This window comes from Empedobacter sp. R750, from assembly GCF_030324345.1.
In the GTDB taxonomy this organism is placed as follows: domain Bacteria; phylum Bacteroidota; class Bacteroidia; order Flavobacteriales; family Weeksellaceae; genus Empedobacter; species Empedobacter falsenii_C.
The window spans coordinates 47,922-73,884 of record NZ_JACAGF010000001.1 but is presented as its reverse complement, the minus strand read 5'-3'; the positions used below and the strand labels follow the sequence as shown (position 1 = coordinate 73,884).

Below are 25,963 nucleotides of genomic sequence, written 5' to 3'. Positions count from 1 at the left end.
ACAAATGTTAAGTTATCAAAATGCTAAACAAGATTGTAATAATAAATTCAGAATTATATGCTAAAGCCTCTATCGACATTGGTGACAATACGAGCATCCAAATAACCGCTGAAAATAATGTTGGCAAAAGTTCTTTTCTGAATACGCTTAATTTCCTTTACATAACGGACAAAGACCAAATGAGATTCGAAGATGATAGAAAATTATCAGATTCGATGAAGCATTATTTTGACGGAACAAGTCAACACAGTTACATTATTTTTGAGATTTTCAAAAATGGCTTTTACTGCATTTTGGTAAAAGCTACACCCGAAAACTCTATTGAATATTACAAAATAAACGGAGAATACAAAGAAACTTACTTTATCCAAAAATCAGATGCTGGTTTTAAAGCTAAAAAATGGGAAAAAGTTTTACAAGAACTTACATCAGATAATCCTATAGATCCACCAGCCCTATTAAGAACTCAGGATCTTTATAATCTTGTCTATAATTCGGATAAAAATAAAAATCCAGTCGTTTTGATCAAAAGAGAGGTAAGAAGAAAAGGCAATGCTTTTTCTAACAGTTTTACTGATATTTACAAACATCTCATCAAAACAAGTGACATTAACGAGAAATCATTCAAAAATGCGTTGTTGATTGCTGATAACAGACAAGATGTTTTTTTGAACGTCTTTACGACTTCAAGTTTTGAAAAAATAAATGATTTTGAAAAAAAGAAAGCACATATAAGCAACCTTACCGCTGTAAAATCTGATTTTGAAAGACTAAAGTTGCTAAATGATACGTTTGTTGATGAAGAAAAAATTTTAGGCAAACTTAAAAATACTTTTTTCAGAAAGTTTGATGCAGCTGAAAATGATTTAACTGAAAAAATTAAGGACAATAGCCCCATTTCTATTGCTTTGCGAGACCTCGAAATAAAAATTAATCTTGTTCATAAACAAGAGCGGGATGGTTTAATTTCGGAAAAAACAACATTAGAAAACAAGATTGAATCTTTAAAGAATACAAATATCAAGATAGATATTGACTTAAAAGAACTTGCAGCTTATGAGCCTACAGAAAGTAATATGCTGTACCAAGGTTTAATTACAAAAGTAGAAACTGAAGATAGAAAACGTAAAGAACTTGACGCACAACTTACACAATTAGAAAGAAGTCAGTTTACATTAGCGGAGGTTCAAAAATCGATAAACGATTTGGAAAAAGAGATTAGTAAAAAAGAAGATTCTATAAAACAATTTGACAATTTACTGTACCAAAATATCTCAGAAGACCCCGAAATAATTCGCAAAGCTTTTTCTTATCTGAATAGCGATGTCGCCAATCTAGACAAATCGAAAATAAAAAAAGAAGTCAGCCAAGATAATTTTCTTTTAACTTTCTTTGATGGACAAATTGATGTTAGTGATATTGAAATAAAATCTTTACCGACTATTAAAGAATTACAAGAAGATATTAAAATCAGGAAGAAAGAATTATCTGAAAAAAAGCTTCAACTTGAAGCCATAAAAAATCAAAACTCTTTACAGAAAGAAAGTAGCGATCTCAGAGAATCCATTTCGGAAACCAAGATTTTAATTGAAAAAATAACACAAAAACCTGATTTACAACAAACTAAAGAGAAAAACGAAATTCAAATAAATGATACGCTTAGAAAAGCTGTACTTGCAATTCTACAGAAAATTGAGCATAAAGATGATGAAATAAAAAAGGATCAAATTGACTTAGAAGCTAAAAAGAATGAGAAAAAACAATACGAAACCGATCTTAAAAAATACAAAAATCAATATCAATATTTTCAAGAGCGACATGATATTTATGAAATTGAAGAATTGCTAGATGAAGATTTTGAAAAATTACATGATAAATTCTTTAAAATCTATGAAGGCTTCAGAACAACAAAAGAAAATCGCAAAGATTTAAAGGATAACATTAATCAAAGATTGAATAAAGACATCCTCGACATTAAAGAATTTATCCGCCAAGTTGACGAGGAAATGAAAAACATTCCCGAAATGAACAAAGTAATAACAACTTTGTTAGATACACTTTCCTATGAAATTGGCAGTCCAACCTTTTCATTTCTCGCTTCTTTTAACGATTTCAAAACATTTATTTATAAAAGCTATAATACCAAATTGGCAGAGTATCCAGTTTCTAATATACAAAACGTGAAAGTAAAAATTCACGAAGCCGAAGAATTAATTGAGGACTTGAATCGAATTTCTAAACTAAAATTTTCGAATGGATTAGATTTTGACAATGCTTATTCCGACAGTAAAAAAGCTTTGGAAAAACAGCTGTCAGAAAGCAAAGGAAAACCCATTACGATATATGATTTGTTTTCCATAAAGGTAGAAATAACCAAAGTAACAGGGGAAATTGAAGAAATTGACTTATCAAAACAGGTCCAATCCAGAGGAACAAATATTGTTTTGAAGCTATATTTATTTCTCAATATTCTGAAAGATTTGGTTCATTCTCAACCAGAAAATAAAATCATAATTTATGTGGATGAATTAGATGCAATTGGGCAAAAAAATGTAAAGCATTTAATTCAATTTTGTAAAGATCATCATTTTGTGCCCATTTTTGCGGCGCCAAGAAAAGTTGAGGGTATTCAAAAATATTATATGGTTAAAGAGCCACAAATTAAGAATAATCAAAAACCAAAAATCACTTTTGGCGAATTACAATCTTTCCCAGTAGAATATAGAGATGCAGAATAAAACCTTTAAAAATTTTATCCAAAAAATACTGAACGAACATAAAATAAATGCTTCGCAAATTGGTATTTCAATTAAACGATCTACTGATTTTATAACTTTATTGAATGCTGGCTTTATCGAACATTTGCCAGCAAAAACAGGTGGTGGAAGTTATCATCTTAAAAAGGCGAATGCTTTAGAAAAGTATTTTTTTGAAAAATTTCCAGAAGCACAGTTAAACAATTTGACTGCAATAGATAATGTTCATAGTTTTAGAAACACAAAAGCAGCTACAAGAAAGAGTCAAAACCTAGTCTTGTTAAGAGGTCAACACGCTGTTATATTGAATGGTTTCGAAACAAATCTTAGAGAATACACTGAAAAATATGGGACATTTTCAGCAACTTTAAAATCTCTAGAAACAGAAAAAATTTGTTTTGTCGAAAATTTGGATTCTTACTTGATGGCAGAACAAATCATTTCTAGTGAATTTGTCTTTATTCATACGTATGGCGGTCTTGGAAAATCAACAATAAACAAAGTAAAAGCAAAAGAAATTCTCATTTTTCCCGACTATGACTATATAGGTTTACACAATTATTTGCTTGTAAAAAGTGTTTTCCCGAATGCTAAATTATTTGTACCAGATAATTATGAAATACTTTTGAAAACCAAATCAAGAACGATCAAAACAAAACATGGAAGACTACAACAACCCAGCAAAACAGTTTTGGAAAGCCAAGAAGAAATTGTAGTAAAAATAAGAACAGACATTTTTAAAACAAGTCACTTTGTAGAACAACAAGCAGTATTCTGATGAGTAGCTTAAACATTTCAGGCAAAGATATTCTCCGTTTTTTGCTAAATCATTATGATTTCGTACAGAAAGCTTTTGATATTAGTAAACCTGATTTCATCCTTGATTCTGAGCCTTTCCATCAACTTATTTCCGAATATAATACCACAAGCGAAAGCAAAATTTATCTCTCTAGAATTTCAACCGATTTGAAGTTCTGCCGACAACTTCCGACAGGAGAATATAAGCTAAATGGCACCTATACTTCTTTTTTAGAATTCATTTTTAATGATTTTGTTCTAGACTTACCCGAAACATTAAAAAATAGATATCAAGCTATTTTTAGTCATTTCACAAGTTTGCAAACTGAGAAAGACGAAACCAAAATCATCTTATTTATTCGTGAAATCATCAAAGTAATAGAAGATTTTCTTAACGATATACAAGCGCAAACCTATCGCTTACTGCGGGATACGGAATCATTAAAGGTAAACACAGAAAATAATGCCGATCTTTCTATACGGATACAAAAAGCAAATTATTGGATCAACGAATATATCATTCCTCTAAACGCTATTTTGAATATCGATAATCCAAATTCCATTATCAACACAATTATTCAGGTTCAGCATTATGCCAGCGAAAAAAGAATTCTCGCAGATACATATGCATTAAAAAGAGAATTTGAAAAACTATATGCTAGTACTGTAAATGCAAAATTAGAGCTGGACCAAACAATAGGTAAATTGACACGAGAATTATTACCTTTACTAGAAAGGATTAAAAATGATTCTCTTATTGTTAGTGGTTTTTATCATTTCATTGAAAACATTGACTATCCCGAAAACTATAATATTCCATTACCAAATCTACTTCGAAAAACGAGAACAGCTGTAATTTCTAAAACATTTAGTAGTGAAGCAGAGTTTTACATAGATCAGTTCAATTACAAAACACCTGAAATTTTGTATGAAGAAACAATTGAGGAAACAGAATGGTTGCCAGATTCTAGCTACTTCAAAAAACGTTTGTTAAATGAAAAAAAGCTTGATAATTTCTATCAGTGGTGTTTTGATGTTTTGCAAGAACATACCGAAAATATAACATTATCTAAGTTTTTTGCTGTTTCTAATTTAATTTTAGAAGAAGACCTTGTTGCGGAATACACAGACGAAATGCGATTCCCCATTCAACTTTCCGATGCCCAATTAAAAATGCCAAAAGTAAAAGTATATGAAAAATTATCCGAATGAACATAAGGACATTGTGAACAGCTTATTAGATGGTAAATTCATCATTTATCCAAGTCCTCTTTTTGCTATTTTGCAACAAGATGAATATGCCGAAGATTACAAAGAGTTTTTCAAAAGAACCTATGAATACGAACTAATTATTGACGCCGAATTTGCTTACTTGTCTTCTAATGAAGTCAACGAAAAGCGCACAAGAGATTTTGTACTTTTTCTAGCAATACTATGTCGAGAACTTGATTACAGCGGAAAAAATTTTAAAGACACTATAGAATTGGCTAGCTTTGACATTTCGGAGACGGAACAATTGCTCAGACAATCTTCAAAGTGGGAGATTTTAGAAAAAACTTCTGTTGATAAATTTGACACTTTTATTGAGGCTTGGCATCGAAGAAATGTATTGAAAAAATCAAATAATCAATTTAAATTTACAAAGGCAGTTAAATTATTTTTCGAATTTGCCGTAAACATTGCAAACACCAAATTGAAAGAACAACAAGAAATTAATTAATTTTAAAACAAAACTATCATTAGAACGATGACAACAACATTAAAAGAAAAATTGGCAGAAACGCTTCAACTTTCGTTGGAACGTGTGGACGAGTTTTTGGGAATTTGTTATGTTGTCAACTATGATAAAAACAAAATGATAGAGCCCAAAAACGGCGTTTTCGACCGTTTGGGATTCATTTTGAATGGTGCTGTTCGGATTTTTTACATCAACGAAAAAGGAGAAGACATCAGCTATCTTTTGCAGGTTAATAATGATGTCATCGGCGATTATGCGAGTTATATCACGGGCAAAAAGTCGGTCGCTTTGATACAAACCTTGTTAAAAACCGAAGTTCTGTATTTCGATAAGAAAGATGTTGAAGCTTTGATTCAGAAAGATATTTTTTGGCTTCGTTTGGCAAAACACATGTCCGATTTGGCTTTTTTGGATGCAAAACAACGTTTGGACGAATTGTTTTTTTACACGCCCGAAGAGCGTTATCTAAACCTTTTGAAAAAGTCGCCTGAGATTCTGAACAAAATTCCCCAGAAATATATTTCGTCCTATTTGGGAATTACACCACAATCTTTGAGCAGAATTCGGAAACGGATTTATTGATGTGATTATTTTAAAACGCAAAGACGCGAATTATTTTAAATACTTCATTTTTAAGGCACAAAGAATTTATCTGCGATAAATTAGATTTCTTATAAAAACAAAGCATGAAACGCTTCGTCAATTCGAGTAGCGAAGCGTATCGAGAACTTTTCAAAAACGGAAAATTTCTCGGTAAATCATTTGGAAATGAGGAGGTGACAAAGGAAAATCTTTGATTTCTTGCGCCTTGATTATACTTTCAGCAAACTTTAAATTTGCGCCTTAGCGTTTTTGTATTTCCGAAATTAACTTAAGTGAACGTTTTTGGCTTTTCGGACTTGTAATTTTGCCTCATCATTTAAACATAATCACAATGAAAATAGCAATTATAGGAGGCGGAATTGGCGGTTTGACAACAGCTTTAGCCTTACAAAAAAACAACTTAGATGTAACGATTTACGAAAGTGCTCCCGAAATAAAACCTGTCGGCGCTGGGATTATCATGGCAAATAATGCAATGCAGGTTTTTGATAAATTGGGTATTCGACACAAAATTGAAAATGCTGGTCATAAAATTTCAAATATTAAAATTACAGACCCGCAGTTGAAGACCTTATCTGACGTACAACTGAATAAATTCGAAAGTAAATATGGCGTTCATAATGTTGCCATCCATCGTGGCGATTTGCAGCTAATTTTGGCTGGGGAAATCGGTTTTGAAAACATTCAGCTTTCCAAACGTTTGGCAAAAATTGAGAAAAACGAGGACTATAAATTCACTTTTGAGGACGGAACTATTGCAAATGCGGATGTTGTTATTGGCGCCGACGGAATAAAATCGGCGGTTCGAAATCAAATTTTGAACATCGGAACACTTAGAGATTCTGGACAAAAATGTTGGCGTGGTGTTGCAGACATGGATTGGGCAAGGAAATACAACCATCAGGCTCATGAAGCTTGGGGAAAAGGCCGACGTTTTGGTTTTGTGCGAATCAACGACCAAAAAGTCTATTGGTATGCAGTTGTGAACGAAAACTTGGTAAAAAACCCAAACAATCTTGCGGAACTTTTCACCGATTTTAATAAAGATGTTGTCAGAATGATTTCTGAAACCCCAAAGGAAAACATCTTTGTGAGCGACATTATCGATTTGGAACCGATTTCGCAATGGCAAAAAGATCGTGTTTGTTTAATTGGCGATGCAGCGCATGCAACCACGCCAAATATGGGACAAGGTGCTTGTCAAGCGATTGAAGATGCGTATGTTCTCGGAAAGCTTTTTGGCGAAGGAAAAACGGTGGAAGAAGTATTCACACAATACGAAAACTTACGTATGAAAAAAGCCCATTATATCGTCAACACCAGCGCTGCTATTGGTAAAGTTTCGCATTATGAAAACGCTTTGGCAGTTTGGCTTCGCAATACTTTGGTAAAAGCAACGCCAAATTCGGTCAACGAAAAACAAATGGAAAAAGTCTTTGATATTGCTTATTAGCAGTGATATCAATACATTCTAAGTATAATCAAGACGCAGCAAAACGAGTTGAGCAAAATCCTGCGTCTTGATTTTGTTTTAGGTCAAATTACTTCCTTCATTCCAGTAATAACTGTCAGGATAAATGCGCTCTCCGAAAATGGCAGAACCTACGCGAATAATACTTGCGCCTTCTTCAATCGCAATTTCCAAATCGCCGCTCATGCCCATCGACAACTCGTTCATTTCAACATTTGGAATATTTTCAGCAATGATTTTTTGTTGCAGATTTTTAAGGAGTTTAAAGCAAGCTCGTACTTTCTCCGAATGATTGCTCAACAGACCAATAGTCATCAAACCCTTTATTTGCAAGGTTTCCAGATGAGAGACTTGACGTACCAACTCAATCGCTTTGTCAGGATGAATTCCAAATTTACTTTCCTCGTCAGAAGTATTCACTTGGATAAAAACGTCCATCTTTTTTCCCTCAAACAGAAGACGTTGATGTAATTTTTCCGCTAAATCCAATCGATCTAAAGATTGCAAACATTGCACATCGTATTTGATGATATCTTTAATTTTGTTGGTTTGCAAATGCCCTATAAAATGATTGGTGTGGGGCGTCGTTTTTAGAGCTTCGTATTTTTCTTTCAATTCTTGCACTCTGTTTTCTGCAATCATGATATAACCAGCATCCAAAGCTATTTTTATACGTTCTGCATCCACGGTTTTAATTGCCAAAAGTAATTTCACATCGTTTGGATTTCGACCACTTTTTTGACAAGCATTATGCATGCGGTCGACGATTATTGCGATATTTTCGAGGATGTTCTTGTTCATAATTTAATAAATTTTAATTAACCACCTTTCTGAATGTATCATAAATCAACTTTCTCAGCATGATCTGAATTCTTGGCATTTTCTTTTTCCAATTGTTCTATCAATAGCGATTTAACCTGTGTGAAAGCATCATCTTTGGCTTCGGCGTACGAAATTTCATATTTTCTGTCGAAGTTTTTTAAATGCGTTGGGATTGCTGATAAAGTATTGTCGTAAAACAAATTCAGTTCGTTTTTGGTCGGTTTTTCAAAAGAAATATGCAACTGAAAACGTCTTAAAAGTGCCGTATCTATAATCTCCGAATGGTTGGTAGCAGCGATTAATAAGGCATTTTCAGGAAAATAATCAATCAACTGAATGAGCGTATTTACCAATCGTCGCATTTCGCCAACATCCTTGTCGTCGCTGCCTCTCGCCCTACCAATTTGGTCGAATTCATCGAGGAAAAGTACCGCTTTTTCTCTTCCAGCTTTCTCGAAAACTTCTTTGATATTTTTGGAGGTTTCGCCAATTCTGGCATTGACAATATTACTGAGATTTAAGATTAAAATCGGTTTCCCTAAAGCATTGGCAATCGCTTTCGCAGTCGTCGTTTTACCACAACCAGAGCTGCCATGCAACAAAATTTTGTTATTCACAGGAAGTCCATATTTCTGCAATTCTGGCAAATAACTATGCTCTTTTATGAGTTGCGAAATCGCTTTTTTGTTCGCCGCATTCAGGAAAACATCTTCCAGTTTTACCGCTTCTTTTTTTTGAATAATTAAATCAAATACGCTCATTTACTGCAAGAATTAAGGTTTAAAATATTCAGTGAAGCAATGATATCTTCGCTGTTAAAATCCATTCTGCCGTTGTTGAACATTCTCAATAAAACATTCGACAGAATATCGCCCGACAACAAAACGGCTTCATTTAAATGAATTCCTTTGAGCAAAAAAGACAGTAAATGTGCAGCGAAAAGTTCGCCCGTTCCCGCCATTTGAACAGGAATTTCTTTGTTTCGGATAATGGTCATCTCGCCATTTTCGACAATACAATTATCCAAAGTTCCGTGTAAAGTAGTTTTGAATTTTGCACCAGTAATAACAATTTTTTGAGTAGAAAATAGCGCATTAGAACGGATTAAATCCAATATTTCATCAGCAGAATTTGTAGTGGTATTCAGAATTTTTTGAATTTCAAATTGGTTGGGCGTCGACATATCGGCAAGCGGCAGCAAAAGCTTTTCAATACTCGTCGAAACATTCGGATTTACGTACAAACCTGCGTCAATATCACCCATCACAGGGTCGCACAAATACGTAATCGATGGATGCGATTTTTTTATTTTTTGAACAAAATCAGCCGTCATTTCCACCTGAGTTTCCGTACCAATATAACCGCTAACAATCGCTGCAACGTCGTTGAGCAAATCCAACTTCAAAACACCATCTAACAAATCCAGAAACAAATCGTCTGGAACAGGACCGCCACCAACCGTGGCTAATCCCAGATGATTGGAATAAAGCACCGTCGGTATGGTGATGACTTCGAAACCGCTCAATTGAAGCACCAACGCCGTCGTATTAAGACCTACAAAGCCGTTGGAAACCTTGCTGTGGATGATGATAATTTTCTTTTTGTTCATGCTTTTTCTAAAAATAGAGGTCGGAAATGGATTCGAACCACTGTAAAAGACATTGCGTGCCTTCACCTAACCACTCAGCCATCCGACCTTAATTAACAATGCAAAACTAAGATTATTTTGGATGGTCTTTATCGTCCAGATTTAAGAATATAGGTAGTCCAATTTTTGAATTTTGTTTAATTGAAAACGATAGCAAAAATTTTAATTTTCTTTAAACGTTATGTTGGAAGAATGCCGTCAGTTCGAGTAGCTCAGCGTATCGAGAACTATTAAATTAAAGATTCTCATTAATTGTAGCGACCTAATCTTAAGTTCAAAAACATTGTATTCAAATTGAAATTATTTAACCAAAAAAGGAACATAGATATTTCACTAAAGGACTATATTTGCTTGTGAGAATTGTTTTAATCAATAGTCCAGATGCTTCCATTCGAAAATATTATCCACGTTGACCGAAACAGCAATATTGCCATTTACAAACAAATCGCAATTTCCATCATTAATGCCGTCAATAACGGGACTTTGAAAGCTGGTGCAAAACTGCCGAGTAGCCGCGAATTGTCGAAATTATTGGGCTTGCATCGTAAAACCATTGTTGCAGCTTATGAGGAACTGAGTGCGCAGGATTGGATACAAAGTAGTCCACGCAAAAGCATCACGGTTTCTAACCAAATTCCGATACTTTATCCCAAAATTGATGCTAAACAAAACAAAATTTTGGCGTATGAAAATAAATTGTCCTTACCTTTTAAAATCGTAAAAAAAGAAGCTAAAAATTCTGAAAATGATAATTCAAAAATTACGATAAACGACGGTTATCCCGATGTTCGACTTTCTCCGTTGGATGAATTATTGAAAACGTACCGCTCGTATTTAGCCCGAAATTACGCGATTGAAAATGCACATATCGGCAACGACCAAGGCACGATAAGTTTGCGTGAGGAATTGGCTGAGTTTCTTGCAGAATCGCGTGGTTTAAACATAAAACCAGACAATATTCTCATTACGCACGGCGCACAAATGAGTATTTATTTAGCCTCAAAATTGTTGTTAAATGACGGCGACATCGTTGTTGTGGGCAATCCCAATTATTCCAACGCTAATGAGACTTTTGAGGAAGTTGGTGCAAAATTACTTGAAGTAAATGTGGATGCGAATGGATTGGATGTTGATAAAATTGAGCAAATCTGTAGAAAGAAAAAAATCACGGCGGTTTATGTCATTCCGCATCATCATTATCCAACGACTGTGACTTTGAGCGTGGAGCGTCGCATGAAGTTGTTGGCGCTTTCGCAGCAATATTCGTTCGTGATTATCGAGGACGATTACGACTACGATTATCACTACAATTCGTCGCCGTATTTGCCTTTGGCAAACGCCAATCACAGCGGAAATGTCATCTACATCGGTTCTTTTTCCAAGATTTTGGATCCGTCGTTGCGCATTGGTTTTATGGTGGCGCCAGCAAATTTTATTGCGCAAACGGTCGCACTTCGAAAGTTGATTGACGTTGGTGGCGACGGTTATATGCAAAATGCGTTGGCTTCGCTCATCAAAAATGGAGAGTTAAAAAGGCATTTGAAAAGAGCTTTAAAAGCCTATCATTTTCGACGTGATTTTTTGAACGAACTTTTAGAAAAAAAACTCGGCAAGTATGTTCAATACAATATTCCGTCTGGTGGAATGGCGTTTTGGATTGAGTTAAAAGCGCCTTATAAAATCAAGGATTTGGTAAAAGATCCGCAGTTGAAAATCAAACGTTGGGACGAGGCGCTCAATGCGTTCAGATTTGGTTTTGCATCGATGAATGAACAGGAATTGACGATTACGGTAACCTATCTCGCTAAACTTTTCAAGAAAATGGACGACCAACAATCTGGACTATCAGAATAATCAAATCTGAGCTACCAAGTGCATTTTTTCTGTCAGTAATTTTGCTCCTGAAATTAGAAACATAAAAAATTTAACAATGGAAAAATGGTTCAACAAAATAGTCCTCGAAACTGAAAATGTGTTACTTCGTCCACTCACTATCGAAGATAAAAACGATTTGGTGGAAGCCAGCAAAGATGGCGATTTGTCGGAGCTTTGGTTTACGACAGTCCCGACTGAAGAAACGGTTGAAAAGTACATTACGGCGGCGTTGGAAGAGCATAATGCCGACAAAGGTTTGCCTTTTGTGGTGATTGACAAAAAAGCGAATAAAATTATCGGCACAACCCGTTATATGAACGGCGTTCCCGAATATCGAAAATTGGAAATTGGGCATACTTGGTATGCAAAATCTTACCAAAAAACCTATGTAAACACCGAATGCAAATTTTTGCTATTGACGCATGCTTTTGAGGTTTTAAAGGCGATTGCCGTTGAATTTCGCACCAATTGGTACAATCTTCCATCCCGAAATGCGATTGCAAGATTGGGCGCAAAACAAGATGGCGTACTTAGAAACAATATGATTTCGGCGAATGGTTTGGTTCGTGATACCGTTGTTTTCTCCATTATCGAAAACGAATGGCCAACCTGTAAAGTGGCACTTACCTACAAAATCGATCAACTTTGGAAAAGAAATAATCTTGGAAATTAGGTTGTGGGAAGCGTTTAGATTTCATTGAATATCCGTAATTAATAACGCCGTTAATTTTATCGCAAAGGCGCAATTTTATTCACATTAAAAATGTTTTTAAGGCGCAAGATTTATCTTCAATAAATTTTTAGCGTACAAATAAAATCTTTGATTTTTTGCGCCTTAATTATACACTGAAAATTTAGAAATTATGCGCCTTTGCGTTAATATTTTAATTATTGTTTAAAATGAATAATCGATTAATTTTTATAGTATTTATCCCTTAACCACAGACTTGCTTTAACCAACAAAATAAGGACGGGAACTTCCACCAAAGGGCCGATAACGCCGACAAATGCTTGTGAAGAATGGATCCCGAAAGTCGAAATAGCCACCGCAATTGCCAACTCGAAATTGTTGCCCGTTGCGGTGAATGCTATCGACACGTTTTTGTCGTACGGAACTTTGAAAGCCTTATTGATAAAGAAACTGACGAAAAACATGAGGACAAAATAAGTGATGAGCGGCACCGAAATCCGAAGCACATCCATCGGCAATTCGATGATTTTATCGCCTTTTAAGCTAAACATTAAAACGATGGTAAACAAAAGCGCATAAAGGGATAACGGCGAAATTTTGGGAATAAATTTCCGATTATACCACGTCCGACCTTTCGTTTTTACCAAAAAATATCGGCTGAGAAAACCTGCAAGAAAAGGAATGCCCAAATACAAGAAAACGCTTTGGCTGACGTCTTTTGCAGAGACATTGATGTTGAATTTTGCCAATCCGAGTTTTGCGGGCAAAACGTTGATGAAAAGCCAAACCAAAAAACTGTAAAACAAAATCTGAAAAATGCTATTGAGGGCGACCAACATTGCGGCGTATTCGCGGTTTCCTTTTGCCAAATCGTTCCACACAATCACCATCGCAATGCACCTTGCCAAGCCAATTAAGATTAATCCCGACATATAATCGGGTTGATTTCTGAAAAGCAAAATCGCTAGTCCAAACATCAAAACCGTACCGACAATCCAGTTTAAAACCAAGGAAATCAGCATTAATTTTTTGTCTGAAAATGCCTTTGGAAGCAGCGAATAATCGACTTTTGCGAGCGGCGGAAACATCATCAAAAGCAATCCCATTGCCAGCGGAATATTGGTAGACCCAACCGAAACTTGGCTAATAGCGTTCGAGATATTTGGAAAAAAATGACCCAAACCAACGCCAATTGCCATCGCCAGAAAAATCCATAAACTAAGGTAACGATCGAGGTATTTTAGTTTAGTTTGCATTTAGTAGCGATTGATTTTTGAGAAAACATAAAACATTTCAGTAGCGATTTCCAAACTGCGTTTTGCGTATAATTCCGTTTGAGACGAGGTATTGTCGGCGATTTTTGGATCTTCGTAGGTAATCGGAATTCTTTTTTCGGCACCTGCAATAAATGGGCAACCGCCGTCCGCTTCCGAGCAAGTCATCACCGCCGCAAAGTTGGAAGCGGGATTAAAAGCATGGTCGTATAGCTTCGAAAAACCGATAATCGGCAATGCATTTTCGTCAAATTTTATGACATAAACGGGATTTTCATCCTTTGAAATTTTTGTGATGGAAAAACCTTGCTCAGTAAGCGTTTCAACAATTTTTGGAAAAAGCGCCGTGGTTTCGGTTCCGCCCGAAAAGCAATTCACTTTTGGAATTTGAAAGTATTCTGCAAAAACTTGTGCCCAAACCTGCGCCAGATGGCTTCGTCGCGAATTGTGTGTGCAAATGAATTGAATATTGACGCTTTCTTTTTGATTTATTTTCTGTTGAATATAATCGATTAATGGCTGTAAAATTTCCTTTCGATCTTCGTTTAGATTCTTCGCAGAAGCAATGCTGGTAATAGTTTCGGTTAAATTTTTATACATAATTTTAGATTTAGCAACATCCAGTATTTGGTGCGCAGTTAGTAGTATTGAGATCAGATAAATTCACTTTTTGTTTTTGAACAGGAATGCCGCAAGCATCGCCAGCCAAACAAGCCGTTTGTTTATTTTTCAGTAAAAAATGCTCGCCATTTAAATCCAAATCGTATTTCCCGATGGTTTCACTTTGGTATTCCACCTCGATTTCCGCGTCTTCGATACCCAGTTTATCCTCGGACAATTGGATGATGCTTAGCAATTTTGCGGGTTTCAAACGATGATCAAAATCGTTGGCATTCCACAACTGAAAATTGATTGTTTTTTCATGTCGAATTTTTCCACCACAATCGATAAAATCCTTAGTGATAATGCCCACTTCCGTCACATGAAAATGCTCGGGAACAAAATTTTCATTTTCCAATTGAAACTCTACATTGCTCAATTGAGGTAAGATTTCTTTAATTTTTGATAGTTTCATACAATTTAATTCTATCATTTATATATTGCAATATTACAATATTAAAAGTCAAAAAAAATGCCTTTAACAGCATTGGTTGGTGCTTACATTTTGATTAAAAAATACATCAAAATCCTGTTGAATTTGTTTCCATTTTTCTTCGTCAATACAATAGCAAACAGATTTTCCTTCGATGGAACCTTTAATAATTCCGATATTTTTCAGCTCTTTCAAATGCTGAGAAATTGTTGCTTGCGCCAAACCCAATTCTTCTACCAAATCGTTGCAAATACAGCTTTTTTGATTGATAATATGCTGTAAAATCGCCACACGAGCTGGATGTCCCAAAACTTTGAAAAAGCCTGCAAGTTTGTTTTGTTCTACCGAAAAAATATCCGATTTGGTAACGCCCATTTGTCTTTATTTAACATTGCAATATTACGATGATAAATTAAAAATGCAAAGTGTTTTGTTTATTTTTTTGAAATTTAGTTTGAGAATGGCTGTAGCAAATCGTTTATAAATTCAATTTATAAAACTGACAATCAATTATTTATATATAATTTTCAATTTTAAATATTTTTTCTAATTTTGCAACATCTTATACTAAGTGTACATATCACAACCTCGTTTCTCAGAGGTTTTAACGATTACTTTTTGTAGTCGCGGTTTTTTATTTCTATAAATTAATCTTACAGTGTTTTGCACTAATCTTAGTATGAAAAAACATAATTTAATAAGTTCTGCTATTGAACTTTTCTATAATAAAGCGTCCGAAGAAGATAGACTTTCAAAAGGAATGGGCGTTTTCGAATTTGAGCGCATAAAATATTTGATCAGTTTGTATCTTAAAAATTCTTCCACAATTCTTGATATTGGCGGTGGTACAGGGAAATATTCGGAATGGTTATCCAAACTAAATCACAACGTTTACTTGATAGAACCTGTTGATAAACACCTAAAAATTGCCCAAAGTAGATCGCAAAAATTAAAAAATAAGTTCAAAGTCATAAAAGGCGAAGCAAGAAATTTGGACTTTCCTAATAATTTTGCAGATTTAGTCATACTCCACGGGCCTTTGTATCATTTACAAAACGCCGAAGACCGCATTCTTGCCATTAACGAAGCCAAAAGGGTTTTGAAGAAAAATGGAATTATTTTGGGTTTTGGCATTAATTCTACAGCTTCCACTTTAGTAGGTCTTTTAAATGGACTGATCTACAAACCGACATTTCTTGACATGTGTAAATCTGAATTAAAATCAGGAATCCATACGCCTCCAGACGATTTTCCGTGGTTGTTAGCTGAGGCTTTTTATCATAAACCAAGGATTTTGAAAGACGAATTCTTGCAATGCAATTTTAAAATTGATAAAATGTTTGCGGTTGAGGGTTTTATTTGGCTTGACAAAGATTATTATGCTAACATGCTCAATCCTAAGCGAAGAGGTGTTTTGAATGATTTATTGATCACAACAGAAAATGATGAAACCTTGCTGCCCTTTAGTCCACATATGATGATTGCAGCTATAAAATAACGTCGGTTATTAATTCCAAAGTTTTTAAATAGCAAGCGAGGTGCTCTTTTTGGGGAAACCTCGCTTGCTTTTGAAATCAATATTTTATTGGCAATTGCCGTCCAATCCGCAAGATTGTCCTTCAATAATTTCTAAATTATTGGCAGGATTTTCCCTTTGCCATTCTTCAAATGCTTTGGTTATGGTACTAAGGAAAACTTCGGGTGGTTGAGCTCCAGAAATCGCATATTTTTGGTTAATCAGGAAAAACGGAACACCGTTTACGCCGATATTTCGGGCTTCGGCGATGTCTTTTTCAATTGCTTCGGAAAAGCTTTTATTTTCTAAAACCAAACGCAATTCCGTTTTATCCAAACCAATTTTTTCGCCTAATTGTAACAAGGTTATGGTATTAGCAGTATCTTGTCCGTTGGTGAAAAAAGCTTTAAACAAAACTTCCTCTGCCTGCTGTCCAAGCTTCTTTGTCTTGGCAAACTGGATTAGTTGATACGCTTTTTGAGAATTGACCAGAACCGAACGATCAAAATCGAAATGCAAACCAACATTTTTCGCGGTATGTGTAATTCCGGCAATCATTCCGTTGACCTGCTCCAACGCCAAACCTTTTCGCTTCACCAAATAATCGGCGTAACTATCTTCGGCTGTTTCGGAAAGATGAGGATCCAAAACAAAACTTTTCCATGTAATTTCCAATTGATTTCGTTGTGAAAATTGTGCCAATGAAAGTTCCAAATTTCGTTTTCCGATATAACAAAACGGACAAACAACGTCGCTCCAAATTTCTATTTTCATATTTTCTCTATTTATTGGCGTTAATGTTCAAGGTAATCTCTACATCTTTAGAAATCAACCAATCCCTAGGATCGCCTTCTGTTCCGTAAGACAGTCCCCAATCTTTTCGATTAATTGTAAAATTTGCGTTTATCTGTACCTGCTGCTCAGAGATATTTATTTGGGCTGGAAATTGAATATTCACAGTTTTATCTTTTAAACTAAGATTGCCGCTCACTATGTAATAGCCCTTGGTTGTACTATCCTCCAGCACATTGGTTAGTTCAAATTTTGCAACAGGATATTTGTCTGTTTCAAAAAAATCTGCATTTTTTAAATGTGCATCCATATCTGCAGCAGTTTTACCACCTGTTGTGCTTAGATCAATTGATTTTTCATCCGTTTTTACAGAATTCATATCTATCGTAAAACTCCCTGCCGACAGTTTGTTTTGCGAAATATAAACCTTACCTTCCACATTAAGTATTCCGAACCTGGGGTTTAAACCACCTTTATGAAAACCTTTCCATTGCAAGCTACTATTAAGTGTATCTACATAAAAAGAAGTACCACTTTGATTTAATACTTGTTGCTCGTCAGCTGTCTGAACTTTGTTGCCGCTATTATTGCAAGCAACAAACATGCTTCCAGCTATAGCCATTATAATAATTATCCTCATTGTTCTTTACGTTGTTTTAAAATTAATGATCGTATTTGTGAAAAACTTTTGAAACAATTTTCCAAACATCACCTTCCTTAATTAAAGAATGAAATTCGGTGAAATTATCGCCCGTTGCATTGGCTTCTACTTCGTTTCGTACAAGTGCTGTCGTGGTTGTTTTATCCAAAATACTGACATGCGAAATAATGTTGGGCGCTGCACCTGCTTGCTTTACCGAGGCGTATAAATTTTCGATAGAACCTTCTACAAAATGTCCGTTCCAATAGCCATACATCACAGCATCTTTCGTGAAAACGTCATTAAAAATCTTTGTATCACCTGTTCTAAAACCTTCTGTATAGGTTTTCATCGTGTTGATAATTGCTTCGTAATCCGTGATGGAATTCGCGTTTTTATTTTCCATTTGTTTCAATTAATGTTAAACTTTATTTTTCTGTACTGCAAAGGTAAAGCAGCTTTTAGCCGACTACTTTTCCCAGCAGTCCAAGTTTCTTTTCTATAAAGTCCAAATGGATTAAAACGCCCAAAAACTATAAATGATGGCGATAAGAGGATGGAGAAATGCCGTACAAATCTTTGAAAATGCGAGAAAAATGTGAGACGTTTTCGAAACCAATAGTATAACAAATATCGCTAATGGACATCGCCGTTGTCTCCAGCAAATCCTTTGCTTTTGCCAATCTTTTTTCTCGAATTAATTGTGCAGGCGGCATATTGAAGATATTTTGAAAATCTCTTTTGAACGCCGAAAGGCTTCTGCCAGAGAGATACGCAAGTTCTTGGAGCGAAGCTGGTGAGGTATAATTGGCTTCAATCACCGACTGAATGTCCACACGAACTGGTTGGTCAAATTGCAATAGTTGTGCGTACATCGGTTGCGAGCCAATAGCAATGTTATAAAGCATTTCCATCATTTTGATGTGGATTTGCCCTTCCTGAACAGGATAAGTTCCCGACAAATACATTTTTATAGATTGGGCGAAATGAATTTGACATTCGGGCATCGGAAAAATGACTGGATTGGCTTCTGCATCTGGTTTTGCAATTGGTTTCATATCCGATGATGTCAAAAAAGATTTTAGCACCGCGTCTTTAATGCTTACAATAATACAATCGTAGGTTGGACCGCCATTGGCAGATTTTTCAAATTTTAGGAAAGTCGCTTTTTTGAATAAAATCATTTCATTCTTCTTCAAGTCGAAAACGTCTTTACCATGCGTTAATTTCAAACTGCCATCCAACAAAAAGAAAAGGCTATGTTCTTCCAGAAAGAAGCTGCCATGTTGCGCCGTATTGCTGCATTGCTCCATAACCGAATAACCATCAAAATCCAGCCGCACTTTCGACGAGTTTTCATCCAAAGGTGTGGTAGAAATTTTAATTATTTTGTTTGCATTTTCCACTAAAATCCGGTTTAAACTTCCGTTGAAGCATTTTTATTAATCAACACATTTCGGTATTCAATGCCCCATTCTGCAAGCTCCACGATGATGTGCTCCAAAGTGCGTCCGAAATCGGTAATTTCATATTCCACGGTGATGGGTTTTGTTTGTTTTACGCTTCTTGTTATCAGAAGATTCATTTCCAAATCTTGCAATTCTTTCGATAGCATTTTTGCGCCAATGCCCGTTACTTCACGCTTTAAATCACTAAAGCGCATTTTCCCAAAAACGATAAGTGCCGACAGAATATGGAATTTCCATTTGCCCGAAAGTATACTCATGGCGTCGTTCATACCCACCATTCTCAGGCTGCATTGGCTTGGATTCAGAACTTTTTTTTCGTCTTTCAAAATGCGTAATTTATTGTTGATAAAGGTAACAAATTTCCGATATGGTTTCCTACAACACACCAGTTTCCTGTTGGAAACCAATAGTATAAATCGCAAATGACTCCTCTAATTTTGCAATTAAATATTCTGAAAAAGTTTCGGAAAATTCTCATTAAAATAACAGAAAATGATACTAATAACTGGAGCAACAGGCGCTTTGGGACAACAAACCATAAAGCATTTATTAAAATCCAAAGATGCTAAAGAGATCACAGTTTTGGTTAGAAACGAAAGTAAAGCACAAACTTTTATCGACCAAGGAATCAACGTGAAAATTGGGAGTTACGAAGACATAAATTCTCTGGAACAAGCCATGCTAGGCATCGACCAATTGCTTTTGATTCCGTCGCCAAGCGGAACAATTTTTAGCGAAAACAAAAATGTAATTGATACCGCAAAAAAACACGGCGTAAAACATATTCTCTACACCAGTCTTTTGGTGAAAAATATCGAAAAATCTCCGCTGAAAGCTTTACTACAGCAGCATTTGGATACCGAAAAGTATGCAAAGGAAAGTGGAATTCCTTACACCATTTTGAAAAACACGATGTATGCGGATGCAATTCCTCTTTTTGTGGGCAACGATGTTTTGGAAAACGGTGTTTATCTTCATGCTGCAGATGGAAAAGTTCCGTTTGCACTGAGACGTGAATTGGGTGAAGCCGCTGCCAATACGCTTTTGGGCGAAAAACATTTGAACAAAGAATACGAATTGACCGCTTCTGAATATTACACTTACGCCGATGTTGCCGATGCCTTGTCTGAATTATCAGGAAAGCAAGTGCCTTTTTATGCGGAAACGACGGTTGAAGAATACGAAAATCATTTAATGAAAAAAGGCGTTCATGCAGGTGAACTGTTTGCTATTTCTGGATTTGTTACCGACAAGCGAAATGCTGTATTTCAGCTATTATCCAATGATTTAGAACATCTTTTGGGTAGAAAACCTTTACCGTTAAAAGAAAGTTTGCGGGAGATTTATAACTTTTAAAATGAATTTGATTTCAGTTAAAAGCTTGTCTATAATTTTAGGCAAGCTTTTTAGTTGAGATGATTTTTTGAGGAAAAATTATTTTTTAATTTTGTTCATTATTGAGATACGAATTATGGTAAAATATTCGGAAGAAACGGATAACTTAAGATTGGCAAGTCCCATCAAGAACGATTATTACACGGTTTTAATCTGTTCGGAGGGAAATGCTAGGATTAAAATTGGTTTTCATCATTTTGAAATTACTTCCGGAACAATCACAATTTTGCCTCCCGATGTCCTCATTTCTACTCAAAATGTTTCTGATAATTTCAAAGTAAAACAAATCCTTTTTACAAAGGTATTTTTGCAGAAAATCATTCTGAAAGAGGGAATTATTGACTAATTACTTTTGTTAAATACCAAATATCCACCGATGTATGAACTCAACGAAAGTTTTACTTCGGTGAAGGAAAAGTTTGTCCAAATAAAAAGGGAATTAAACTCAAAATACGCTTATCATTTAGATATTATTCGCTTAATCATCATGGAGATTTTGTACGAATATAACAGGGCTTGCGAATATTGTTTGTTGGGATTTGAGAAAACCATGAACCGAAATTATCAGCTTACCTACGAATTTAAAAAACTGGTTGATGAGAATTTTTCAACGTGGAATTCTATTGGACAATACGCCTCCCATCTCGGAATTTCGGCAAAACATTTGACCGAAGTTATTAAAGAAGAAACGGGAAATACGGCTTTGCAGATTATCCACGAACGGATATTGTTGGAAAGTCAATATCTTCTAAAACATACGACTCGCTCCATTAAAGAATGTGCCGACCAATTGGGCTTTGAAACCGCTTCTTATTTTTCACGATTTTTTAAGCGTTACTTGATGATTTCGCCCAACGATTACAGGAAAAGTAAGTAAAATGAGGAAATGTCCTGTGATTTTTATCGCAAAGGCGCTACCGATTTACTATAACTACGTCTCATTAAGGCGCAAAGAATTTATCTTCGATAAATTTAGTATGCAAAAAATGAAAATCTTTGATTTTATTGCGCCTTAAATGCATTTCACATGGTAATACATTTGCGCCTTTGCGTTAAAATATTTATCATTTGTTTCAACCAAATCGCTCCTCCCAAATTGTATAATCCGTAAAAATTGAATCTTTTACCGAAGATTCGATATTGTGCTAATCTCCCGCTCCACCGAATTTTGCATTATTATTTTAATACAATTTTATATGAACAAAAATGATACAACCTGGAAGGATCTTTTCTCGAACGGAAACGGATTAAAAGCCACAACATTGGCTTTGGGCGTGATGTTACACGCAACAAATGTGTATTTGGCAACTACGATAATGCCGTCAATCATTAAGGAAATCGGTGGTTTGGAATATTACGCTTGGAACACCACTATCTTTATCGTCGCATCGGTCATTGGGTCGGTGGTTTCGGCAAATCATATGGGAAAATCGGGTCCTCGAAAAGCGTATCAAATCGGAATTTTATTATTTACAGTCGGTGTTTTATTATGCAGTTTGGCGCCGACAATGTATGTATTGTTACTTGGACGCTTTATTCAGGGATTTGGTGGCGGATTATTATTCGCATTATCCTATGCGATGATTAGATTGATTTTCGCCGAAAAATTATGGTCCAGAGCAATGGCTTTAATTTCGGGAATGTGGGGCGTGGCAGCATTTTCGGGACCTTTTATTGGCGGGATTTTCGCCGAGCATGGTCATTGGCGAATGGCTTTTGGCGTGCTATTGATTTTTTGCGTTTTCTTATTCATCTTATCTTCCAAAACTTTACCCAAAACAAAACCTCAAGAAAAGGTTTCGCAAATTCCTTATCTCAAACTTTTACTTTTGGGATTGGCAGCTTTAACGGTTTCTATTGGAAGTATTCAGAAAAATATAGTCGGAAGTCTCATCGGAATTTGTGTTGCATTTCTTCTGTTACTGATTTTAGTGATTTCAGAGAAAAATTCCAAAAACCGCTTACTCCCAACTGGCGCTTATAAAATATCTTCGCAATTGGGTACCACTTACAGCATAATGGCATTGCTAACCATTGCTACATCCATCGAAATTTATGTGCCTTATTTTGCACAGATTATCGACGGACTTTCACCTTTGGAATCGGGCTATCTTACGGTGTTAATCGCCATTGGATGGACATTATCTTCTATTCTATTTTCTGGAATTAAAGGAAATCGAGTAAACAAAATCATCCTTTTTGGTGCATTTGTAATGTTGATCGGCATGTTGGGACTTTGTTATTTTTCGATTGCAACTTTACACACCTTCACGATGAAACTCATCATAGAATGCACATTCCTGCTACTCATCGGAATCGGCATCGGAATGGGTTGGCCACATTTGCTGACAAAAGTATTCTCACTTTCTCCAAAAGGTGAAGAAGATCTTACCTCATCGTCTGTAACGACTGTACAACTGATTGCAACATCATTTGGTGCTGCGATTGCTGGACTTGTTACCAACTTTGGCGGAATTACCAATCCTGGAGGAATTATCGGAACAACTCAAGCATCCATTTACCTTTACGCTTCCTTTGCTATTGCTCCTTTGCTTGCAATTATCCTTTGTTTGATGTTGAAAAAGACGAAGTAGAATATTTTCAAATCAATTTAATGTAAAAGGCTTGTCTAATTTTTTAGGCAAGCTTTTTTATGAATTATTGTTCAAGTCATCTTAAATGTTAAAAATAAGCATTCCCCTCAGCTTTAAAAATAAAAAACACATTTACAAATAGTTATATCATTTAATCCAATATTCCCTTTCAATTAAACATTAAAATCAAAGCATTCATTTTAAATAAAATAATATTTACACTTGCGTTTTGCAATTTTATTTATACATTTGCAATTGCAATTTAAAAGTACAAAATAAATGAATACAACAAATTCAATATTTAACAAAACTCTAAAAATCGGAGATTTAGAACTTCCAAACAGAATCGTAATGCCACCGCTGACAAGGATGCGTGCTGACAAGGATTTTGCGGCAAATGATATGATGGCAGAATATTACGCGCAACGTGCCGACGCTGGACTTATTATCGCAGAAGCGAGCCAAATTAGTCAACAAGCGCAAGGTTATCCAACCACACCAGCTATTTATAATCAAGAGCATATCGATGGTTGGAAAAAAGTAACCAAAGCCGTTCACCAAAATAATGGACGTATATTTTTGCAATTGTGGCATGTGGGACGCATTTCTCATTCGGCATTTCAGGTGAATAATAGCTTGCCTGTTGCACCATCGGCTATTCCTGCGATTGGAAACGCATTTTTACCAGATTGGGGTCGTGTACCTTACGAAACGCCGCATGCATTGAGCATTCCAGAAATCAAGCAAATCATTGAAGATTATCGCCAAGCTGCGATTAATGCGATGGAAGCGGATTTTGATGGTATCGAAATCCATGCTGCAAACGGTTATCTTATGGAACAGTTTTTCAGAAGCGTTTCCAATGTTCGTGATGACGAATATGGTGGAAGCATCGAGAATCGCACGCGTATTTTGTTCGAGGTTTTGGATGCAGTATTGAGTGTTGTTCCAAACAAGAAAGTAGGTGTGCGCATTTCGCCATTCTTTACAGGGCCAATCGACCTAGATCCTCAAACTTTCGAGTTGTACGACTACATCGTTAGTAAATTGGAAAAATACGATCTTGCTTATTTGCATATCATCGAATCTCAAGAACCACAAAATTTACAATCGGAAAGCGAAGTCGAAACTTATGTTGAAAGCCTATTGGTAGCACGTTACCGCAAATTGTTTAGCAATCCAATTATCACAGCAGGTGGATTTGACCGTGAGATAGCAATAAAAACTTTGGAGAAAAATTATGCCGATGCCATCGCTTTTGGGAAAGCTTTTATTTCGACGCCAGATTTAACAAATCGAATGATTAATGATATAGAAATTAATCCTTTGGACGATGCAACAGTTTATGGTGGTACCGAAAAAGGTTATACGGATTATGCAACTTTGGCTATTTCGTAGTTGTGTTGTGATTTAGTTAATGTTTTCTCTTCTAAAAATTGAAACTATTATATTTGCAATTGTAATACGCAAGTAAATGAGCACAATTAAAAATAGATCAACTTGTCCTATTAGCTGCACTTTGGACACTATTGGCGACAAATGGAGCATTCTTATTTTGAGGGATATGATGTTTTCGGATAAAATGACGTTCGGGGATTTTTTGGCATCAAACGAAAAAATTGCATCCAATATTTTGACAGATAAACTTAAAAATTTGGAATGTGCCGAACTTATTTTTAAACATAAAGTTTCTGGAAAAGCTCGTGTAGGCTACACTTTGACCGAAAAAGGAATCAGCCTGCTTCCTTTGGTTATGGAATTTGTAAAATGGGGAAATCTGCAGAATGCCGACGAAACGCAGCCTGCAAAGAAGACCAAATATAACAAAACCATAGAAAAAATGACAGGTCATTTGATGGAACGTTTGAAAATGTATCAGCCCGAAACTTACGTTTAAATATAGAAAAGTGATTTCTCTAATTAAACATTCCCGATACAGACTTTTACGGCTAAAAATTTGTGTCGGGATTTTTTGTTTAAAGTTTGAAACAAATTTAACTTACCATATTTATTTTGTTTAAACCGAAATTCAATGAATCTAAACAATCTGAATTCCCAAATTTCGGAAACTGTCTAAATCAGGGCTATTAGAATCCAAATTCGTTATCAAAACCTTGATATCCTGAATATCCGAAACTTTAAAAGCTTCGGTATAATTCAGTTTGCTATCATTCGCCAAAGCAATTGTCTTTTTTGCACATTTTTGCATCATTTTTTTTGCTTCCCCATCAGAAATGGAGATTGCAGTAATTCCAAACTTGGCATCCACCGCGCAAGTTCCCATGATATAAAGGTCGGCGATGTATTTAGGAATTTCGTTGCAAGTCGTAATGCCGTGGCTAATCCCAAGCTGGTAATCGTAATTCCCGCCTAATACCACGATTTCTACATTTTTAAATCTCTCAACAATCGGAATTAATGATAAATTATTGGTGATAATCCTCAGTTTAATATCCAACGGCATATTGTTGACAACCGCCATCAAAGTCGTGCCGCCATCAATAAAAATCGTCATTCCAGATTTTATAAAAGCTTGCGTTTTCAGTGCTATAATATCTTTTTCTTTTGTCGAAAACGATTTTCTATCCTGAAAATTAAGAGGATCTTTTTCTCGCAACATCGCACCACCTCTGGCTTTAGAAAGAAGACCATTGCGATGCAGAAAATCAATATCCCTACGAACGGTATCTTCCGAAATATCCAAAAGAATTGCCAACTCTTCAAACTTCACCACTTTTTTGGCTTGAAGTTCTTTTAAAATTACTTCAAATCGCTCTTCTTTTAACAT

Annotated in this window: 28 protein-coding genes and 1 tRNA gene; 15 read left to right on the top strand and 14 right to left on the bottom strand. The window is 35.5% G+C overall.

Features of this window, described 5'->3' with window-relative positions; genetic code table 11:
• Positions 1-20: 20 nt before the first annotated feature.
• The 6 genes from HXZ74_RS00425 (at position 21) to HXZ74_RS00400 (ending at position 7,348) form a co-directional block, all read left to right on the top strand.
• Positions 21-2,738 (top strand): coiled-coil domain-containing protein, encoded by a 2,718-nt coding sequence (locus HXZ74_RS00425; RefSeq protein ID WP_115000811.1) that lies wholly within the window; start codon positions 21-23, stop codon positions 2,736-2,738.
• Positions 2,739-2,838: 100 nt separating this feature from the next.
• On the top strand, positions 2,839-3,534 hold the full coding sequence (locus tag HXZ74_RS00420) for a hypothetical protein (protein WP_286473378.1): 696 nt from the start codon (positions 2,839-2,841) through the stop codon (positions 3,532-3,534).
• Positions 3,534-4,766, top strand: a complete 1,233-nt coding sequence (locus tag HXZ74_RS00415) for a hypothetical protein (RefSeq protein WP_115000815.1) — start codon at positions 3,534-3,536, stop codon at positions 4,764-4,766. The genes HXZ74_RS00420 and HXZ74_RS00415 overlap by 1 nt, the downstream gene beginning before the upstream one ends.
• A complete protein-coding gene (locus HXZ74_RS00410) occupies positions 4,747-5,274 on the top strand; it encodes a condensin complex protein MksE (protein WP_115000817.1) in 528 nt (175 codons plus the stop codon). The genes HXZ74_RS00415 and HXZ74_RS00410 overlap by 20 nt, the downstream gene beginning before the upstream one ends.
• A gap of 27 nt (positions 5,275-5,301) precedes the next feature.
• Positions 5,302-5,874: a Crp/Fnr family transcriptional regulator gene (locus tag HXZ74_RS00405; protein WP_260392463.1), complete on the top strand. Its 573-nt coding sequence runs from the start codon at positions 5,302-5,304 to the stop codon at positions 5,872-5,874.
• Positions 5,875-6,226: 352 nt separating this feature from the next.
• Positions 6,227-7,348: an FAD-dependent monooxygenase gene (locus HXZ74_RS00400; protein WP_115000821.1), complete on the top strand. Its 1,122-nt coding sequence runs from the start codon at positions 6,227-6,229 to the stop codon at positions 7,346-7,348.
• A gap of 78 nt (positions 7,349-7,426) precedes the next feature.
• Here the strand turns inward: HXZ74_RS00400 and HXZ74_RS00395 are convergent, their stop codons facing one another.
• The 4 genes from HXZ74_RS00395 to HXZ74_RS00380 form a co-directional block, all read right to left on the bottom strand.
• Positions 7,427-8,167 (bottom strand): YggS family pyridoxal phosphate-dependent enzyme, encoded by a 741-nt coding sequence (locus tag HXZ74_RS00395; RefSeq protein WP_286473377.1) that lies wholly within the window; start codon positions 8,165-8,167, stop codon positions 7,427-7,429.
• Positions 8,168-8,205: 38 nt separating this feature from the next.
• A complete protein-coding gene (locus HXZ74_RS00390; protein WP_115000825.1) occupies positions 8,206-8,949 on the bottom strand; it encodes an AAA family ATPase in 744 nt (247 codons plus the stop codon).
• Positions 8,946-9,797, bottom strand: a complete 852-nt coding sequence (pdxY, locus tag HXZ74_RS00385) for a pyridoxal kinase (protein ID WP_286473376.1) — start codon at positions 9,795-9,797, stop codon at positions 8,946-8,948. Before pdxY ends, HXZ74_RS00390 begins: the two co-directional genes overlap by 4 nt.
• Before the next feature lie 17 nt (positions 9,798-9,814).
• Positions 9,815-9,885, bottom strand: a tRNA-Cys gene (locus HXZ74_RS00380).
• Between the two features lie 332 nt (positions 9,886-10,217).
• Between HXZ74_RS00380 and pdxR the strand changes: the two genes are divergently transcribed.
• Entirely contained in the window at positions 10,218-11,690 is a 1,473-nt protein-coding gene (gene pdxR / locus HXZ74_RS00375) for a MocR-like pyridoxine biosynthesis transcription factor PdxR (RefSeq protein WP_115000828.1), read from the top strand.
• A 76-nt stretch (positions 11,691-11,766) separates the two neighbouring features.
• Positions 11,767-12,384, top strand: coding sequence for a GNAT family N-acetyltransferase (locus tag HXZ74_RS00370; RefSeq protein ID WP_115000830.1), 618 nt, complete (start codon positions 11,767-11,769; stop codon positions 12,382-12,384).
• Positions 12,385-12,623: 239 nt separating this feature from the next.
• On the opposite strand, the gene arsB is transcribed toward HXZ74_RS00370, so the two are convergent.
• The 4 genes from arsB to HXZ74_RS00350 form a co-directional block, all read right to left on the bottom strand.
• A complete protein-coding gene (gene arsB / locus HXZ74_RS00365; RefSeq protein WP_115000832.1) occupies positions 12,624-13,658 on the bottom strand; it encodes an ACR3 family arsenite efflux transporter in 1,035 nt (344 codons plus the stop codon).
• A complete protein-coding gene (locus HXZ74_RS00360) occupies positions 13,659-14,276 on the bottom strand; it encodes an arsenate-mycothiol transferase ArsC (protein ID WP_115000834.1) in 618 nt (205 codons plus the stop codon). It lies immediately after the preceding gene.
• 10 nt (positions 14,277-14,286) lie between these two features.
• On the bottom strand, positions 14,287-14,751 hold the full coding sequence (locus HXZ74_RS00355; protein ID WP_286473374.1) for a DUF6428 family protein: 465 nt from the start codon (positions 14,749-14,751) through the stop codon (positions 14,287-14,289).
• 63 nt (positions 14,752-14,814) lie between these two features.
• Entirely contained in the window at positions 14,815-15,144 is a 330-nt protein-coding gene (locus HXZ74_RS00350; protein ID WP_038331335.1) for an ArsR/SmtB family transcription factor, read from the bottom strand.
• Between the two features lie 304 nt (positions 15,145-15,448).
• Here HXZ74_RS00350 and HXZ74_RS00345 point away from each other — a divergent pair, with 304 nt between their 5' ends.
• The gene (locus tag HXZ74_RS00345) at positions 15,449-16,267 is read left to right on the top strand and encodes a class I SAM-dependent methyltransferase (protein ID WP_038331334.1); all 819 of its coding nucleotides are present in this window, start codon (positions 15,449-15,451) and stop codon (positions 16,265-16,267) included.
• 84 nt (positions 16,268-16,351) lie between these two features.
• Here HXZ74_RS00345 and HXZ74_RS00340 read toward each other — a convergent pair whose 3' ends face one another.
• The 5 genes from HXZ74_RS00340 to HXZ74_RS00320 form a co-directional block, all read right to left on the bottom strand.
• Positions 16,352-17,059 (bottom strand): DsbA family oxidoreductase, encoded by a 708-nt coding sequence (locus tag HXZ74_RS00340; RefSeq protein ID WP_038331329.1) that lies wholly within the window; start codon positions 17,057-17,059, stop codon positions 16,352-16,354.
• A 7-nt stretch (positions 17,060-17,066) separates the two neighbouring features.
• Complete coding sequence (locus HXZ74_RS00335) at positions 17,067-17,699, bottom strand: YceI family protein (protein WP_286473371.1); 633 nt, start codon at positions 17,697-17,699, stop codon at positions 17,067-17,069.
• Positions 17,700-17,739: 40 nt separating this feature from the next.
• Entirely contained in the window at positions 17,740-18,123 is a 384-nt protein-coding gene (locus HXZ74_RS00330) for a nuclear transport factor 2 family protein (RefSeq protein WP_038331726.1), read from the bottom strand.
• Between the two features lie 127 nt (positions 18,124-18,250).
• Entirely contained in the window at positions 18,251-19,030 is a 780-nt protein-coding gene (locus HXZ74_RS00325; RefSeq protein WP_435653703.1) for a helix-turn-helix domain-containing protein, read from the bottom strand.
• A gap of 104 nt (positions 19,031-19,134) precedes the next feature.
• Positions 19,135-19,512, bottom strand: a complete 378-nt coding sequence (locus HXZ74_RS00320; RefSeq protein ID WP_038331322.1) for a winged helix-turn-helix transcriptional regulator — start codon at positions 19,510-19,512, stop codon at positions 19,135-19,137.
• A gap of 166 nt (positions 19,513-19,678) precedes the next feature.
• Between HXZ74_RS00320 and HXZ74_RS00315 the strand changes: the two genes are divergently transcribed.
• From HXZ74_RS00315 to HXZ74_RS00290, 6 genes are all read left to right on the top strand, one after another.
• Positions 19,679-20,542 carry an SDR family oxidoreductase gene (locus tag HXZ74_RS00315; protein ID WP_038331319.1) on the top strand — a complete coding sequence of 288 codons (864 nt, stop codon included), beginning with the start codon at positions 19,679-19,681 and terminating at the stop codon, positions 20,540-20,542.
• A 115-nt stretch (positions 20,543-20,657) separates the two neighbouring features.
• Entirely contained in the window at positions 20,658-20,927 is a 270-nt protein-coding gene (locus HXZ74_RS00310; RefSeq protein ID WP_286473370.1) for an AraC family ligand binding domain-containing protein, read from the top strand.
• 30 nt (positions 20,928-20,957) lie between these two features.
• Positions 20,958-21,458, top strand: a complete 501-nt coding sequence (locus HXZ74_RS00305) for a helix-turn-helix domain-containing protein (RefSeq protein ID WP_286473367.1) — start codon at positions 20,958-20,960, stop codon at positions 21,456-21,458.
• 265 nt (positions 21,459-21,723) lie between these two features.
• Positions 21,724-23,175: an MFS transporter gene (locus HXZ74_RS00300; protein WP_286473365.1), complete on the top strand. Its 1,452-nt coding sequence runs from the start codon at positions 21,724-21,726 to the stop codon at positions 23,173-23,175.
• 279 nt (positions 23,176-23,454) lie between these two features.
• The gene (locus HXZ74_RS00295) at positions 23,455-24,573 is read left to right on the top strand and encodes an alkene reductase (RefSeq protein ID WP_038331311.1); all 1,119 of its coding nucleotides are present in this window, start codon (positions 23,455-23,457) and stop codon (positions 24,571-24,573) included.
• Positions 24,574-24,649: 76 nt separating this feature from the next.
• The gene (locus HXZ74_RS00290; protein WP_038331309.1) at positions 24,650-25,072 is read left to right on the top strand and encodes a winged helix-turn-helix transcriptional regulator; all 423 of its coding nucleotides are present in this window, start codon (positions 24,650-24,652) and stop codon (positions 25,070-25,072) included.
• 141 nt (positions 25,073-25,213) lie between these two features.
• Here the strand turns inward: HXZ74_RS00290 and HXZ74_RS00285 are convergent, their stop codons facing one another.
• Positions 25,214-25,963 carry a DeoR/GlpR family DNA-binding transcription regulator gene (locus HXZ74_RS00285; RefSeq protein ID WP_115000835.1) on the bottom strand — a complete coding sequence of 250 codons (750 nt, stop codon included), beginning with the start codon at positions 25,961-25,963 and terminating at the stop codon, positions 25,214-25,216.